This window comes from Wenyingzhuangia marina (assembly GCF_900130035.1).
Lineage (GTDB): Bacteria > Bacteroidota > Bacteroidia > Flavobacteriales > Flavobacteriaceae > Wenyingzhuangia > Wenyingzhuangia marina.
The window spans coordinates 586,007-601,362 of sequence record NZ_FQXQ01000002.1; the positions used below are offsets into that span (position 1 = coordinate 586,007).

20 protein-coding genes are annotated in these 15,356 nt (G+C 30.6%); 14 read left to right on the forward strand and 6 right to left on the reverse strand.

The window, feature by feature from the left end:
- Positions 1–199: 199 nt before the first annotated feature.
- The gene (locus BUB70_RS06455; protein WP_073119525.1) at positions 200–1,444 is read left to right on the forward strand and encodes an outer membrane beta-barrel protein; all 1,245 of its coding nucleotides are present in this window, start codon (positions 200–202) and stop codon (positions 1,442–1,444) included.
- Between the two features lie 55 nt (positions 1,445–1,499).
- Here the strand turns inward: BUB70_RS06455 and yaaA are convergent, their stop codons facing one another.
- From yaaA to BUB70_RS06480, 5 genes are all read right to left on the reverse strand, one after another.
- Positions 1,500–2,258, reverse strand: coding sequence for a peroxide stress protein YaaA (gene yaaA, locus BUB70_RS06460; RefSeq protein WP_073119527.1), 759 nt, complete (start codon positions 2,256–2,258; stop codon positions 1,500–1,502).
- 35 nt (positions 2,259–2,293) lie between these two features.
- Complete coding sequence (locus BUB70_RS06465; protein ID WP_073119530.1) at positions 2,294–2,749, reverse strand: DinB family protein; 456 nt, start codon at positions 2,747–2,749, stop codon at positions 2,294–2,296.
- A gap of 69 nt (positions 2,750–2,818) precedes the next feature.
- Positions 2,819–3,583: a type I methionyl aminopeptidase gene (gene map, locus BUB70_RS06470; RefSeq protein WP_073119532.1), complete on the reverse strand. Its 765-nt coding sequence runs from the start codon at positions 3,581–3,583 to the stop codon at positions 2,819–2,821.
- 58 nt (positions 3,584–3,641) lie between these two features.
- On the reverse strand, positions 3,642–4,667 hold the full coding sequence (locus tag BUB70_RS06475) for an RluA family pseudouridine synthase (RefSeq protein WP_073119535.1): 1,026 nt from the start codon (positions 4,665–4,667) through the stop codon (positions 3,642–3,644).
- Positions 4,668–4,669: 2 nt separating this feature from the next.
- Complete coding sequence (locus tag BUB70_RS06480) at positions 4,670–5,221, reverse strand: PASTA domain-containing protein (RefSeq protein ID WP_073119537.1); 552 nt, start codon at positions 5,219–5,221, stop codon at positions 4,670–4,672.
- 88 nt (positions 5,222–5,309) lie between these two features.
- On the opposite strand from BUB70_RS06480, the gene BUB70_RS06485 reads away from it, so the two are divergent.
- The gene (locus BUB70_RS06485) at positions 5,310–6,290 is read left to right on the forward strand and encodes a D-alanine--D-alanine ligase (RefSeq protein WP_073119540.1); all 981 of its coding nucleotides are present in this window, start codon (positions 5,310–5,312) and stop codon (positions 6,288–6,290) included.
- Positions 6,291–6,301: 11 nt separating this feature from the next.
- Complete coding sequence (gene coaD / locus BUB70_RS06490) at positions 6,302–6,763, forward strand: pantetheine-phosphate adenylyltransferase (RefSeq protein ID WP_073119542.1); 462 nt, start codon at positions 6,302–6,304, stop codon at positions 6,761–6,763.
- A gap of 26 nt (positions 6,764–6,789) precedes the next feature.
- Here the strand turns inward: coaD and BUB70_RS06495 are convergent, their stop codons facing one another.
- Positions 6,790–7,029: a hypothetical protein gene (locus BUB70_RS06495; RefSeq protein WP_073119545.1), complete on the reverse strand. Its 240-nt coding sequence runs from the start codon at positions 7,027–7,029 to the stop codon at positions 6,790–6,792.
- Between the two features lie 376 nt (positions 7,030–7,405).
- Here BUB70_RS06495 and BUB70_RS06500 point away from each other — a divergent pair, with 376 nt between their 5' ends.
- The 11 genes from BUB70_RS06500 to BUB70_RS06545 all read left to right on the forward strand — a co-directional run bounded on the left by BUB70_RS06500 (position 7,406) and on the right by BUB70_RS06545 (position 15,236).
- The gene (locus BUB70_RS06500) at positions 7,406–8,065 is read left to right on the forward strand and encodes a TetR family transcriptional regulator C-terminal domain-containing protein (RefSeq protein WP_073119548.1); all 660 of its coding nucleotides are present in this window, start codon (positions 7,406–7,408) and stop codon (positions 8,063–8,065) included.
- Positions 8,066–9,379, forward strand: coding sequence for an ABC1 kinase family protein (locus tag BUB70_RS06505; protein ID WP_073119550.1), 1,314 nt, complete (start codon positions 8,066–8,068; stop codon positions 9,377–9,379).
- Positions 9,376–9,993 (forward strand): flavin reductase family protein, encoded by a 618-nt coding sequence (locus tag BUB70_RS06510; RefSeq protein WP_073119553.1) that lies wholly within the window; start codon positions 9,376–9,378, stop codon positions 9,991–9,993. Before BUB70_RS06505 ends, BUB70_RS06510 begins: the two co-directional genes overlap by 4 nt.
- An 89-nt stretch (positions 9,994–10,082) precedes the next feature.
- Positions 10,083–11,504: an SDR family oxidoreductase gene (locus BUB70_RS06515; RefSeq protein ID WP_073119556.1), complete on the forward strand. Its 1,422-nt coding sequence runs from the start codon at positions 10,083–10,085 to the stop codon at positions 11,502–11,504.
- A gap of 4 nt (positions 11,505–11,508) precedes the next feature.
- On the forward strand, positions 11,509–12,993 hold the full coding sequence (locus BUB70_RS06520; protein ID WP_073119558.1) for a cryptochrome/deoxyribodipyrimidine photo-lyase family protein: 1,485 nt from the start codon (positions 11,509–11,511) through the stop codon (positions 12,991–12,993).
- On the forward strand, positions 12,993–13,271 hold the full coding sequence (locus BUB70_RS06525; RefSeq protein ID WP_073119561.1) for a TIGR03643 family protein: 279 nt from the start codon (positions 12,993–12,995) through the stop codon (positions 13,269–13,271). The genes BUB70_RS06520 and BUB70_RS06525 overlap by 1 nt, the downstream gene beginning before the upstream one ends.
- A gap of 4 nt (positions 13,272–13,275) precedes the next feature.
- Positions 13,276–13,971: an SDR family NAD(P)-dependent oxidoreductase gene (locus tag BUB70_RS06530; RefSeq protein WP_073119563.1), complete on the forward strand. Its 696-nt coding sequence runs from the start codon at positions 13,276–13,278 to the stop codon at positions 13,969–13,971.
- 4 nt (positions 13,972–13,975) lie between these two features.
- Positions 13,976–14,158, forward strand: coding sequence for a Lacal_2735 family protein (locus BUB70_RS06535; protein WP_159431416.1), 183 nt, complete (start codon positions 13,976–13,978; stop codon positions 14,156–14,158).
- A gap of 11 nt (positions 14,159–14,169) precedes the next feature.
- Positions 14,170–14,337 carry a Lacal_2735 family protein gene (locus BUB70_RS14045; protein WP_143155256.1) on the forward strand — a complete coding sequence of 56 codons (168 nt, stop codon included), beginning with the start codon at positions 14,170–14,172 and terminating at the stop codon, positions 14,335–14,337.
- A 5-nt stretch (positions 14,338–14,342) separates the two neighbouring features.
- A complete protein-coding gene (locus tag BUB70_RS06540; protein ID WP_073119586.1) occupies positions 14,343–14,819 on the forward strand; it encodes an SRPBCC family protein in 477 nt (158 codons plus the stop codon).
- Positions 14,820–14,849: 30 nt separating this feature from the next.
- Entirely contained in the window at positions 14,850–15,236 is a 387-nt protein-coding gene (locus tag BUB70_RS06545; protein ID WP_073119589.1) for a hypothetical protein, read from the forward strand.
- The last annotated feature ends 120 nt before the right edge of the window (positions 15,237–15,356 follow it).

The following is a 15,356-nucleotide window of genomic DNA, read 5'->3' on the forward strand; positions in this document are numbered from 1 at the left end:
TGTGCCACGACAAACCAAACTACAAATTGGCAGAAACAAATGACAGGTTGGCAGAAAACAGAGACCAAAATAATCAATACAGGCAGATGATTTTAAGATAAGAACCTATTTATAAAACTTTTGAATTGTGTTATTACACAAATAAAAAAAATAAAAATAAGTGTATATTTGACACTAAAAAATTAATTGCTAAATAAAAATGAAAAACAAATTCTTAACGCTATTCATAGCATTCATTAGTATATGCACCTACGCACAAGACCAATTTCAAAAAGGATACTTTATTGATAATGACAATCAAAAAGTAAACTGTTTAATTAAAAACATGGATTGGAAATACAATCCAACTGAATTTATTTACAAGCTAAACGAAACTTCTGAAGAAAAACAAGCAACTATTAATACTGTTAAAGTATTTGAAATTATTGATATTTCTAAATATGTTAGAAAAACTGTATATATTGATAAATCAAGCGTACATATTAACAAACTAACTGAATTAAGAGATCCCTCTTTTGAAGAAGAAACTTTTTTTTTAAAAGTATTAATTGAAGGAAATGCTAATTTATATGCTTACGAAAAAAGAAGTTTTATTCGTTTTTTTTATGAAGTGAACAACAATGAAATAAAACAACTCATTTATAAAGAATACAAAACATCTGACTACATTCCAATTGTTAAAGAAAATAATGATTTCAGAAAACAAATATATGAGGATTTAAAAAGTAAAAACATCACCATTACCAATACTTTAAATCTTAAATACAATCAAAAATCCCTGATTAAAAAGTTTGTACAATACAACAAAGATACACAGCAAGATTATACAATTTATAAAAATACCACAAAACGTGATTTATTTAACTTGGCTTTAAAAGTAGGAGTCGACTATTCATCAGTTTTAATTACAAATAATAACTTATTTCCAGGTATTTATTATGACATTGATGCTGGTAATACTACTAAACTAAGATATGGAGTGGAATTTGAATATATCATGCCCTTTAATAATAACAAATGGGCCATTACTTTTGAGCCTACTTATCAATATTTTAAGAAAAAACACTCTGGTGAACATGAATTAAAATATTCAACCAACATACCTCATAAAACTGATGTAGATTATAAATCCATAGAACTTCCCGTTGGTATTAGACGCTATTTCTATTTAAATAAAGAATCAAAGTTATTTATGAATGCTGCTTTAATATTTGATTATAACTTAAATAACTCACAGATTATTGTACAAAGGCATAGTGCAATTGAGAGGTTAGATATTACAAGTAAAAACTTTAACTTCTCTTTAGGACTAGGTTATAACTACAATAAGAAACTTAGTATCGAAGCAAGATACTATAGCCCACGAGAATTACTAAGACAACAAGCTTCTAAAGGTTCCAAATACAAAAACCTCTCTTTAGTATTAGGATACAGTATATTTTAAAAAAAGCCCCATTTTCTAATCAAAATGGGGCTTTTTTTTAAGTTGAATAACATTATTATCTCGTAAAAATCAAATCTGTTTCTGTAGATAAATTAGCATCAAAAGCATAACCTTCATAATTAAATCCTTTTAATCCTTCAATAGAATTGATGTTATGATCTATAATATAGCGAACCATTAGTCCTCTAGCCTTTTTAGCATAAAAGGAAATAATTTTTAATTTTCCGTCTTTATAATCTTTAAACTCAGGAGTAATTACTGGTACTTTTAATAATTTTGGTTTCACTACTTTGTAATATTCATTACTTGCCAAATTGATAAAAATATCGTCTTCAGTTAATTCTTCGTTTAATTTTTTGGTAACTGTTTCTCCCCAAAACTCGTACAAATTATTTTTAGTCCCAACTTTTAATTTGGTTCCCATTTCCAATCGGTAAGGTTGCATTAAATCTAAAGGCTTTAAAATTCCGTATTGCCCTGATAAGATTCTTAATTTATCTTGTAAAACAGCTATTTGACCTTCCTTTAAAGTATAGGCATCTAATCCTGCATATACATCTCCATTAAAAGCAAAAACTGCCTGACGGGCATTTTCTGGGGTAAAAGGCAAAGCCCAATCTTGATTACGTTGCCAATTTAAATCACTCAACTTTTCAGAAATTTTCATCAAATCTCCTAAATCTTTGGGTTTCTTCTTTTTTAAAACTTTATTCAGTTTTTCTGCTTCTTTTAAAAAAACTCCTTGAGTAAACTCTTTTGTAGGAACTTTTGATTCAAAGTCTAATGATTTTGCTGGTGATACTACAATTTTCATTTTATTTGATTTTTATAGCTAACAATTTTAAGTTTTTACACAAACCTTTTAATATTCATGATATAACCTAAATGTAAACCTTCGTGATAATTATTATATTCTAGAGCTCCTTGTATTGAATTTATATGAAATCCCATACTGGTTTCTAAATTTTTATACGTGATAAACTTCTCGTCTTTATAATCCGAAATTGTTTTATCTATCAATGTCAATAAAAGTGATTTTAATACTTCTACTTCATCTGCAGATACTTCTCTAATAGGTCTAGTTCCGGGTCCATAAGTTTTAATCAATTCATCTGAAACATAAGTATCTAATCCAGAAAATTTATAAACCAATACTTGCTGACAAACAATGACATGGGCTATGTTCCATATAAGATTGTTACTAAAACCTTCTGGAATTTTATTTAGCTGTTCAACAGAATAATTGTTTAAATATGATATGTATATTTCTCTATTTCTTTTCCAAATATTAAATATAGTTTCCATAGATTATTATTATTTTATATTTTATAATTATCACAACTAACTTATAATACCTGAGTTATATCCAATTTTTTAATTCCAGATTTCATTTGATTCAGTTAAAATCAATGGTTCTTGATCCGTTATTAAAATTGTTTGTTCATGCTGTGTCACATAACCTCCTTTATCTCCAACCAAAGTCCAACCATCACTTAATTCTAATGCAATAGTTGATTTTGTGGAAATAAAAGTTTCAATTGCAACTGTAGTATTTTTTCTAAACCTTTCTCGATTTGTTTTAACTCTATAATTTAAAATATTTTCAGGCTCTTCGTGTAAACTTTTTCCAACACCGTGACCTGCTAAGTTTTTAATTACTTTAAACCCAGATTTTTTTGCTTCTGATTCAATAATTTGTCCAATATCAGCTATTTTCACTCCACCTTTTATGTTGGTTATCGCTTTTTTCAAAATGTTTTTAGAAGCATCTACAAGTGGTTGATGATTGTGTATGTCTTTTCCAATAACAAAAGAACCTCCATTGTCAGACCAAAATCCATTTAATTCTGCTGATACATCAATATTTATCAAATCTCCTTCTTCAAGAATTTTATTCTCAGATGGAATTCCGTGGGCAACTTCCTCATTAACACTTATACAAGTATATCCTGGAAAATCATAAGTTTCATAAGGAGCTGATTTAGCTCCATAACTTTTTAAAATTTCACCACCATATTCATCTAATTCTTTGGTTGACATACCAACTTTAGCATTTTCTCTCATTAATTTTAGTGTAGTACCAACAACTTCACTAATATTTTTCATTCCGATTAGTTCTGATTCTTTTGTTATTGACATTTCATTTTTTTTTAGATTTTTCGAACTACTCTACTCCTCAAATTCTCAACTCCTAAATCTACTTATTCGTCAACGTATATCCTCTCCACTTTTCTAATACCTGTTGCATATCTTCTGGAATTTCAGAATCAAAACGCAACATTTCCCCTGTAGTTGGATGTTCAAACCCTAATGTTTTGGCATGTAAAGCCTGACGTGGAATCAACTTAAAACAATTATCTACAAATTGCTTATATTTGGTATAAGTAGTTCCTTTTAACACGGCATTTCCTCCATAACGCTCATCGTTAAACAAAGTATGTCCAATATGTTTAAAGTGTGCTCTAATTTGATGCGTTCTCCCTGTTTCTAATTTACACTCTACCAAAGTTACATACATAAAACGTTCTAACACTTTAAAATGAGTCACCGCTGATTTTCCTTGATCTCCATCAGGAAAAACATCTTGTTGCAATCTGTTTTTTAAGTTACGTCCTATGTGTCCTTCAATAGTTCCTTCGTCTTCTTCAATATTTCCCCAAACCAAAGCATGATACAAACGTTCTGAAGTTTTATCGTGAAATTGTTTTGATAAATGTGCCAAAGCATGTTCGGTTTTTGCCACTACTAACAATCCACTAGTATCTTTATCTATTCTGTGAACCAAACCTGGTCTACCATCTGCATTTTCTGGTAAGTTTTTAAAATGATGTAACAAAGCATTCACCATAGTCCCATCATAATTTCCATGTCCAGGGTGCACTACCAAACCAGCTGGTTTGTTAATTACAATTACCTCATCATCTTCATATACAATATCCAACGGAATGTCTTCTGGTAATATTTCTGTTTCTCTAGGAGCAAACTCAAAAACAACCGTAACTACATCTCCTGGTTTTACTTTATGATTGGCTTTTACCACTTCATCATTCACCAATACATTTCCGTCTTTAACTGCTTGCTGAACTTTGTTACGAGTAACATTCATTACAAAATTCATCAAAAACTTATCAACTCTTAAAGGTTGTTGTCCTGCTTCTGCTACAAACCTAAAATGCTCATAGTTTTCTTCTACTCCATCCATTTCTGGCACAAATTCTTCCATAATTATCTTAATTGTCCGTTACCTATAATTACATCTATTACAGACATTTTTGGTAATTGATCTCCAGACTTTAATTCTTGACCTTTAAATTTTAATCCACGAACCACCGTTCCTATGTCATCAATTTCCTCGTACTGACCAACATTAAAACCACTGTTTATAATAAGCTGCTCAATTTCTTTTTTGGTTCTACCGTAAAAAGGAGGGATTGGAGCGCTGGCATATCCATCAGGATTGATGGTAATATAAATCTTACGTTTTTCTTTTACTATTTGTCCTGCTGCTGGCAATTGCTCTAACACAGCTTCTTTAGGAATGTTTGGATTGTAACTTCCTGTTTCTAACAATTCATAATCTAACATTCTGTCATCCAACACTACTTTTACCTCATCAACTGTCAACCCAATTAAATTTGGAACTTCAATTTTTTGTTCTTGATTGGTATAACTGTGAAGAAATTTAGTGACTCCTAAAAAAATAAGGACAACTAATATTAATGATATACAAAGACTGATAATAAACGATTTGCTTTTTAGAAACTTGATAAAATTCATCTATAAAGGTTTTTGGCAAAGATATAAAACCTATATGTAGGGTTTTGAATTAATATTTAATAATTTTACCCTTCAAATTTGGAGTTTCATGAAGCAAAACATTGCAGTTATAATGGGAGGTTACTCAAGCGAGTACAACATTTCTATGATTAGTGGTAACGTAGTTTACAACCATATTGATCAAACAAAATATGAACCATATAGAGTCGTTATTACCAAAGAAAAATGGGTCGCTTTAAATCATAAAGACCAAGAATTTAATATTGATAAAAACGATTTTTCTGCGATTATTGAAGGAACTAAGATCAATTTTGATTGTGTTTTTAACGTGATTCATGGAACCCCAGGAGAGGATGGAAAAATATTAGGGTACTTTGACATGATTGATCTACCTTACTCCTCTGCTCCTGCTTACCAAATGGCATTGACTTTTAACAAGCGTGATTGTTTAAGTGTGTTACGTAAACACGGAATCAACACTGCGAAATCTCTTTATTTTGATGAAGGGGATGACATCAATCCAGAAAAAATTGTAAACGAATTAGGATTGCCTTGTTTTGTAAAGCCTAACAACGCAGGATCTAGTTACGGAATTTCTAAAGTGAATAAAATAGAGGAATTTTCGATGGCTTTTGAAAAAGCTTTTAAAGAAGATCATGAAATTTTAATTGAATCTTTTTTAGATGGTACAGAAGTTTCTATTGGAGTCATTACTTATCAAAATGAAGTAGTAGCTTTACCCGCTACTGAAATTGTATCAGAAAATGACTTTTTTGATTACGAAGCAAAGTACGAAGGAAAATCACAAGAAATCACCCCTGCTAGAATTTCAGACATCCAACTACAAAATTTACATACCGAAGCAATTAAAGCCTATAAAGCTTTAAACATGTCAGGTTTTTCTAGATCTGAATTTATTTTTATTGGTGACACACCTTATTTTTTAGAAATGAATACCGTTCCGGGAATGACCACAGGAAGTTTGTTGCCACAACAAGCCAAAGCTGCTGGAATCCCTTTACCAGACTTATTGACCAATGCTATTGAAATGGCCATAAAAAATAAGTAACTTTAAGCATTATGAAAAAAGCTGTATTTCCTGGTTCTTTTGATCCTATTACTTTAGGTCATGTTGATGTCATCAATCGTGCATTGCCTTTGTTTGATGAATTGGTGATTGCCATTGGGATCAACGATACTAAAAAATATAGATTCTCTTTAAACGAAAGAGTTTCGTTTATTAAAAAGACCTTTAGTCACATGCCTAACTTAACCGTAGAAACCTATACAGGTTTAACCACTGAGTTTTGTAAAGAAATTAATGCTGATTTTATTTTAAGAGGTTTGCGTAATCCTGCCGATTTTGAATTTGAGAAAGCCATTGCCATTACCAACAGAAAATTAACAGGTATAGATACTGTTTTCTTATTGACCAGTGCAGATACTTCTTTTATCAGTTCTAGTATTGTAAGAGATCTTTTAAAACACAACGGAGATTTATCCAAATTTGCTCCTCAAGCAGTAATTGACGGAAGCAAATAGTCAAAAAAAAATCGCTTAATTTTTAATTAAGCGATTGTATATTTCTTTTTGTATAATTTCTTTTTGGGAGTAAGAATATTTTCTATTCTTTTTACACGCATAAAAACATCTTCTACTTCTTTAGCGTCTACCGTATTTTCTTCTGTAGAAGTTTCTGCTTTGGTTTCAGAATCCTTAGGATCTCCTTTTTCCAAACCATTGGCCTGTGTTGACAATGAAAGGGTCAATACAAAAACAAAAAGTAAATTTTTAATAACTGCGTGCATCTTATCTTTTAATTAGCACTGCAAATATAACCTCAACACTGTTTCTTAATAGTTATTCTAATGTTATCTAATCGTTAACAAATACATCCCAATTCCTACCTATGGAATTGTATTTATGTTACAAGATGCCCAAATCACTGTTCCCATCTGAAACATTATGTTCCAAATAAGCCCTAGAGCAAAATTCAATCAAAAAAAAAAGGCTTTATCATGTTTCCTTTTTACCACTACAACAAGTCTTAACTCCTTTATTTTACTATCATTCTTATAGATCCTTTTGACAATCTACCCCATTTTTTTTTATTTTTTTAAAAACCGTTTGTGGACAAATTACGTAGAACTAATAAATAACTTTATAAACGTTAAAAAATTCCACATGAAAACAACAAAAAACATTACCAAACAAGAAATCTTAACAGCGTACATGAACCATGTGTTGGACTTTGACAATCAACCTAATTCTATTCATGCTTTTGCAAAAAAACTAGGCATTGAAGAAAAAGATTTTTACCAACATTATACTTCTTTTGATCAAATTGCCTCCGACGTTTATGTTACTTTTTACGAAGAAGCTATCAAATTAATGATGTCAGAAATTTCTTATAATGAATTAGATAGCAGAAACGAATTATTGGCTTTTTACTTCACTTTTTTTGAACTTTTAACCAATAATAGAAGTTACGTTTTAAGTACATTAAATAAACCTACTATCGATTTAAAAAGATTCAAATTATTTATCCCTTTAAGAAATCAATTTAAAGGATTCATCAAATCTTTGAATATTGAAACTATAGATTTAAAGCAAGAGAAACTAAATACGTTTAAAGAAAAAAGTGTTGAAGAAATTGCTTGGACACAATTGTTGTTTACCATTAAATTTTGGATGGAAGACACCTCACCTGCTTTTGAAAAAACAGATTTGTTTATTGAAAAATCTGTAAATGCTTGTTTTGATTTGATAGACTACACACCTCTTGAAAGTATTATAGACTTTGGAAAATTCTTTTTCAAAGAAAAAATTAAACCCCAATTTTAAATGAAAACCATTGACAGTATACCCACAGGAAAAATACAAAGAGCTTCTAAACTAATTAGTACTGGAGCTAAAGTTGGAATAAATTATATTAAATATAACGTAGAGAAAACTGTTGGAGATGCTGCCGTAGCAAAAACCAAACTAGATGAATCTAATGCTAGTGACATTTATGATAGCTTAAAAGATTTAAAAGGTAGTGCCTTAAAAGTGGCACAAATGCTTAGCATGGAAAAAAGCATGCTGCCAAAAGCTTATGTAGAAAAGTTTTCATTATCGCAATTTTCTGTACCTCCCCTATCTTCTGCTTTGGTACTTAAAACTTTTAGAAAGTATTTTGGGAAAAATCCTAGTGAGTTATATGATTATTTTGATTTAAACTCTGTGAACGCCGCAAGTATTGGTCAAGTACACAAAGCTAGTTTAAACAATCAACCTTTAGCAGTTAAAATACAATACCCTGGGGTAGCACAAAGCATTGGTTCAGATTTGGCTTTGGTAAAACCCATTGCCATGAGAATGTTTAATATTAAAGGAGAAGGATCGGACAAATACTTTAAAGAAGTAGAAGACAAATTAATTGAAGAAACCAATTACATTCTAGAAGTAGCACAAAGTGTTGAGATTGCAAATGCTTGTAAACATATTCCTCACTTAAACTTCCCTAAATACTATCCTGAACTTTCTACGGATAGAATTATTACGATGGATTGGATGACTGGAGTTCATTTATCAGAATTTGACATCAACAATGCTGATGAAGATACCAGAACGCAATTAGGTCAAGCTTTGTGGGATTTTTACATGTATCAAATACACATCCTAAAAAAAGTCCATGCAGATCCACATCCTGGAAACTTTTTAATTTCAGAAAACAAAGAGTTAATCGCTTTAGACTTTGGATGTATGAAAACCATTCCCAATGATTTTTATATCCCCTATTTTGAATTGGCCAATCCAAAAATCATCAATGATGATATTTTGTTCAAGGAAAAATTATATGAACTAGAAATTTTGATATCCGAAGATGGTCCTAAAGAAATTGCTTTTTTTACTGAGTTGTTCAAACAATTACTAAGCTTGTTTACCCAACCTTTTCATCAAGAATCATTTGATTTTTCTGATCCAAAGTTTTTTGGTCAAATAGCAGAATTAGGAGAAAGATTTAACAAAGACCCGAGAATTAAAGAAATGAATGGAAACAGAGGTTCTAAACATTTTATTTACATCAACAGAACCTTTTTTGGCCTCTATAATTTAATGTTCGATTTAAAATCAAAAAATATTAAAATTAACCATTACCTAAAATTTGCATGATTTCATTTACAAATACAGAAATAGCCTCCCTAGAACACTTGTATAAAATAAATTTAGTCAACAGTGTCACAGGAATTAAATCTGCCAACTTAATAGGTTCCGTCTCTAATAAAGGTATTGAGAATGTCTCAGTATTTAGTTCTGTTGTTCATTTTGGATCAGAACCGCCTTTATTAGGAATGGTTTTTAGACCTACTACTGTTGCCAGAAATACTTATGATAATATTAAAGAAACAGGATTTTATAGTATCAATGCCATTCATCAATCCATCATAAAAGAGGCACATCATACCAGCGCTAAATACCCTGCAGACATTAGTGAGTTTGACCAAACAGATTTAATCGCAGCATATAAAGATGCTTATAAAGTTCCTTTTGTAAAAGAGGCTCCTGTTCAAATGTTGATGAAATATGTAAATGAATATCATATTCAAGAAAATGGAACCCTATTGGTCTTGGGTGAAATTCAAAAGTTGTATCTTAAAGAAGAGTTGCTACAAGAAGATGGCTTTATAAACTTAAGTCAAGGAGAAGTCGTTGGAATTAATGGTTTGGATGGATATATAAAAACCACATTAATAGAACGATTGCCTTATCAAAGACCAAAGAAGTAAACTGTATAAGTTTCGTTTGGAAAGCAACCATTAAGATAAAGTACAGTTAAAGCATAGATAGAGTATAGATAAAGTATAAAAACTACGTAATGAAAATCTTAATTACAGGTACCACAGGCTATATTGGCCTAAGATTAATTCCGGTGTTGTTAGAAAACACTGTAGAATTGGTATGCTGTGTAAGAGACTTAAACAGAACTCCTGTTACTTATCTAAACCATCCAAAAATCACTTTTATAGAGGTTGATTTCTTAAAAAAAGAAACCTTAAACAATATTCCTAAAGACATTGATGCTGCTTATTATTTAATACACTCCATGTCTAATTCTAGCACAGATTTCTCTAATCTTGAAGCTAGTTGTGCAGAGAATTTTAAAGAATACATCAACCAAACAAATTGCAAACAAGTAATTTATTTAAGTGGTATTGTAAATGCTAAAACTTTATCAACTCACTTAAGTTCAAGAAAAAAAGTTGAAAGTATTTTGGCTAGTGGTACTTATGCCCTAACTACGTTTAGAGCAGGAATTATTGTAGGTAGCGGAAGTGCTTCTTTTGAAATTATAAGAGATTTGGTAGAAAAACTACCGATGATGATTACTCCAAAATGGTTAAATACCATTACACAACCCATTGGAATTGCTGATGTAATTTCATTTCTATCCAAAGGTTTGTTAAAGCCAAAACTTTATAACAACTCCTATGATATTATGGGACCTGAAACCCTTACTTATAAAGAAATGTTATTACAATTTGCAGATGTAAGAGGGTTTAAAAGATGGATTTACACCGTTCCTGTTATGACTCCAAAATTATCATCTTACTGGTTGTATTTTGTAACGTCTACAAGTTATCCTTTGGCAGCGAGTTTAGTAAACAGTATGAAAGTTGAAATTATTGGTAAAAAATCTGACATCAACCAATTATTAAATATCTATCCCATTCCTTATAAAAAAGCCGTAAAAAACGCCTTTAAAATTATAGAACAAAACGGAATCATTTCTAGCTGGAAAGATGCTGTAAATACCCCACAACTAAATGATTCTTTAGGAAAACACATCAACCTTCCCAATTATGGATGCTTTAAAGATATTAGGCACATGACTGTTATTGATGAAGAAAAAACCTTAGATAAAATTTGGGCTATTGGAGGTGATAACGGTTGGTATTATGGAAATTTTTTATGGAAACTACGTGGCTATTTAGATTTACTTTTTGGTGGGGTTGGCTTAAGAAGAGGAAGAACCAACGCAACTGAAATTCAAACCGGAGATGCTTTGGATTTTTGGAGAGTGATTTATGCCAATAGAAGTGAAAAAAGACTGCTTTTATATGCAGAAATGAAAACTCCTGGAGAAGCTTGGCTAGAATTTAAAATTGTTAAAAACGAACTGTATCAAAGAGCTGTTTTTAGACCCAAAGGTTTGTTAGGCAGAATGTATTGGTATGCGGTACTTCCTTTTCACGGATTTATTTTTAAAGGAATGATTCAAAATATTATAAAACACTAAGAACATGCAAACAAAAGAACCTTTAGCAATCGTTTGGCTAAAACGTGATCTTAGACTACAAGATAACGAAGCCATTTTTAACGCTCTCAATACAGGTAAAAAAGTATTGTTACTATATGTTTTTGAAGAGTTTTTAATCAAAGATCCTCATTATGATATAAGACATTGGAATTTTATTAAAGAATCTATTGTTGATTTAAACAAAGAACTAATTCAATACAATTCTAAAATATTAGCTGTTAATTCCGAAGTGGCTGCGACCATTAATCAATTAATGCAACATTATCATATTCAAGATTTATTTTCTCATCAAGAAACAGGCTTGTTGTGTACTTATCACAGGGATCAAAAAATAACGAGGTACTGTCATAATAATTTGATTAAATGGACAGAAAATATATGGAATGGTGTTTTAAGAGGCGTACAAAATAGAAGAGGTTGGGTAGGACAATGGACAAATTATATGGAAAGTCCACTGATTTATTTTAATCCTAAAAACCAATTACTGACTATTGAAGAAATTAAACATTTAGAAGCGTTTTTCACTGTTGCAGATTTATCAACACCAAGCATCACCCCTATCCAAAAAGGAGGAGTTTCAGAGGCTTTAAAATATCAAAATACTTTTTTTAAAGAACGATATATCAATTACACCAAAGGAATTTCTAAACCAGAATTGGCACAAGAATCTTGTAGTAGATTATCACCTTACTTAGCTTGGGGAAACCTATCCACCAGACAAGTTTGGCAAGCTGCTAAAAATATAAGACCGTTAAGTAAAAACAAAAAAGATTTAGATGCTTTTACCTCTCGATTAAAATGGCAAGCACACTTTATACAAAAATTTGAAATGGAACACACCATGGAAGATTCTAGTATCAACAAAGGATATCATATGCTAAAGAAAAGTATTTCTGCCAAATATCAAAAAGCATGGCAAGATGGACAAACGGGAGTACCAATGATTGATGCCTGTATGCGATGTTTAAACGAAACAGGTTATTTAAATTTTAGAATGAGAGCCATGATTGTATCGTTTTTTACGCATTTATTATGGCAACCTTGGCAGGATTGTGCAGTATATCTATCTAAAATGTTTATTGATTTTGAGCCTGGAATTCATTTTGCTCAAGTACAAATGCAAGCAGGAGAAACAGGTATTAATACCTTAAGAATTTACAATCCTGTAAAAAACGGATATGAGCACGATACCAATGCTAATTTTATTAGAAAATGGGTTCCTGAACTTGCTCACTTACAAACCAAACACATTCACGAACCCTACTCTATGACTCCTTTGGAACAAAATTTATTCAACATAAAACTAGGAATTGATTACCCAGAACCTATTATTGATTTAAAAGAAAATAGAAAAAGAGCTAGTAAAATTCTATGGGAAATGAAAAACGATCCTTTAGTGATGCAAGAAAATGATAGAATTTTAGCCAAACATACCCTAAACAAAAACACATTAAACATTGCTGGTTAATGAAAACAAGTTTTAGTATAGAACAGATAGATAGAATTATAGAAATGGCTTGGGAAGACAGAACTCCTTTTGACGTTATTACTTTTCAGTTTGGAATTTCGGAACAAGAAGTGATTGAAATTATGAGAACTGAAATGAAGCTCAGTAGTTTTAAAATGTGGAGAAAACGAGTATCTGGAAGAAGTACCAAACATTTAAAAAAGAGAGATTTTGTAAAAGGATCTTTTAAATCTACTCGTCAAAAAAACATTACTCATAACAAAATATCAAAAAGATAAAATAATGGCAACTTACCTAATTATTGGAGCATCAAGTGGAATTGGATTGGCTACAGCAAAATTGCTAAGTGAACAAGGACATCAAGTTATAGGAACTTATAACACCACTACTCCTGAAAATATTTCTAATGTAGATTTTCATCAAATAGATATTACGCAAGAAAACATTTCTTTTGATTTTATTCCAGAAGTAATCGACGGAATTGTATACTGTCCTGGAAGCATCAACTTACTTCCTTTTGCCAGAATAAAACCACAAGATTTTTTAAATGATTATAACCTACAAGTTGTAGGAGCCGTAAAAACCATTCAGGCTTGTGTTAAAAACTTAAAAAAGGGAACAAATCCAAGTATAATCATGTTTTCTACGGTGGCCGTACAACAAGGATTTAACTTTCATACACAAGTAGCAAGTTCTAAAGGTGCTATTGAAGGATTGACGAGAAGTTTGGCAGCAGAATTAAGTCCAACCATTCGAGTAAACTGTATCGCTCCATCCATCACTCAAACTCCACTGGCTGGAAAATTATTAGGATCTGAAGCCAAAATTGAAGCCAACGCACAAAGACATCCTTTAAAAAGAATAGGACAACCTGAAGATATTGCTCACATGGTTAAATTTTTGTTATCAAATGAAAGTTTATGGATTACTGGCCAGGTTTTAGCTATAGATGGAGGAATGTCAACCATTAAAATATAAAACTATGATACTCCCATTTTTAATTAAAATTCCAATTAAAAAATTACAAAGGCAACACCAAATATTGCTAAAAGAAGCCTTGTCCTTTTTTAACAAAAACAAAAACATTGCCTACGCTAAAATTGAAGAAGCAGAAAAAATTGCCATTAAAATTCAGCGTTTAAAAAAACACATCGCTAATCATTAAAATTCCTAAATATGTTTTCATTATTTAAAAAGACTTCTCCAGTTGAAAAACTAGAACAAGAATATAAAAGACTTTTAAATGAAGCTTTTACTTTATCTAAAACCAATCGTACTAAAAGTGATGAAAAAACATACGAAGCAGAACAAATAGCGATCAAAATTAAAGAACTAAAAAAATAATCATCATGGCATTTTATCAATTAAAAAAAGAACAATTTATCAACGCTAGTTTAGACGAGGTATGGGATTTTATATCCTCTCCAAAAAACTTAAAACACATTACACCTCCACATATGGGCTTTGATATTACCTCTGACAACAAGGATGATAAAATGTACCAAGGAATGATTATTAGTTATATTGTAAAACCCTTATTAGGAATTCCTACCAAATGGGTTACAGAAATTACTCATGTAGTAGATAAAAACTACTTTGTTGATGAGCAACGTATTGGCCCATACAAATTATGGCATCATCAACATATTTTAGAAGAAAAAGATGATGGTGTTTACATGAAAGACATTGTTACATACGAACCTCCTTTTGGATTTTTAGGAGCTATTGCCAATCATTTATTCATAAAAAAACAATTAAATGCTATTTTTAAATACAGGTTTAAAGCCGTAGATAATATCTTTAAAACCTCAGCTAATCAAGTATAGTATCTATTCAAAAAAATGTATATTTGACCTGTGTTAAAAAAATTTAGAAATAACATTTTTATAAAAATTCTATTTGGAATTTTAGGAATTCATCTATTTAATATTAGTATTGACATTCCTCTACTTTACCCTATAAATCACTCAAAAGAATTATCTTTTAACAATCAAGATAGTATTGTTGAGCTTTTACTGGAAAAAGTTTTAGGTTTTGAAAATGCTATTGAAGAACAAGAAAGCACTGAAAATGATGACTGCAAACAAAAAAATAATTTAAATATTGAATTAATTGCAGCAAGAGGAGCTTTTTTTAAAACAAAACTGCTACGACTAAAAGAAACAAAACATAAATTCCATCAACTTATTCCACAATTTACTGATGGTCATATCCAATTGGACACTCCTCCACCCAAAGCATAATTTATAAAATCCTTGTTTTTATACTTTTAGGATTTAATTGCTATTAAATAAATTATTACCTGTTACATAATATCCTTATTGTTAGTCATTACGCTACACAAAAGACTATTATTTAATCAT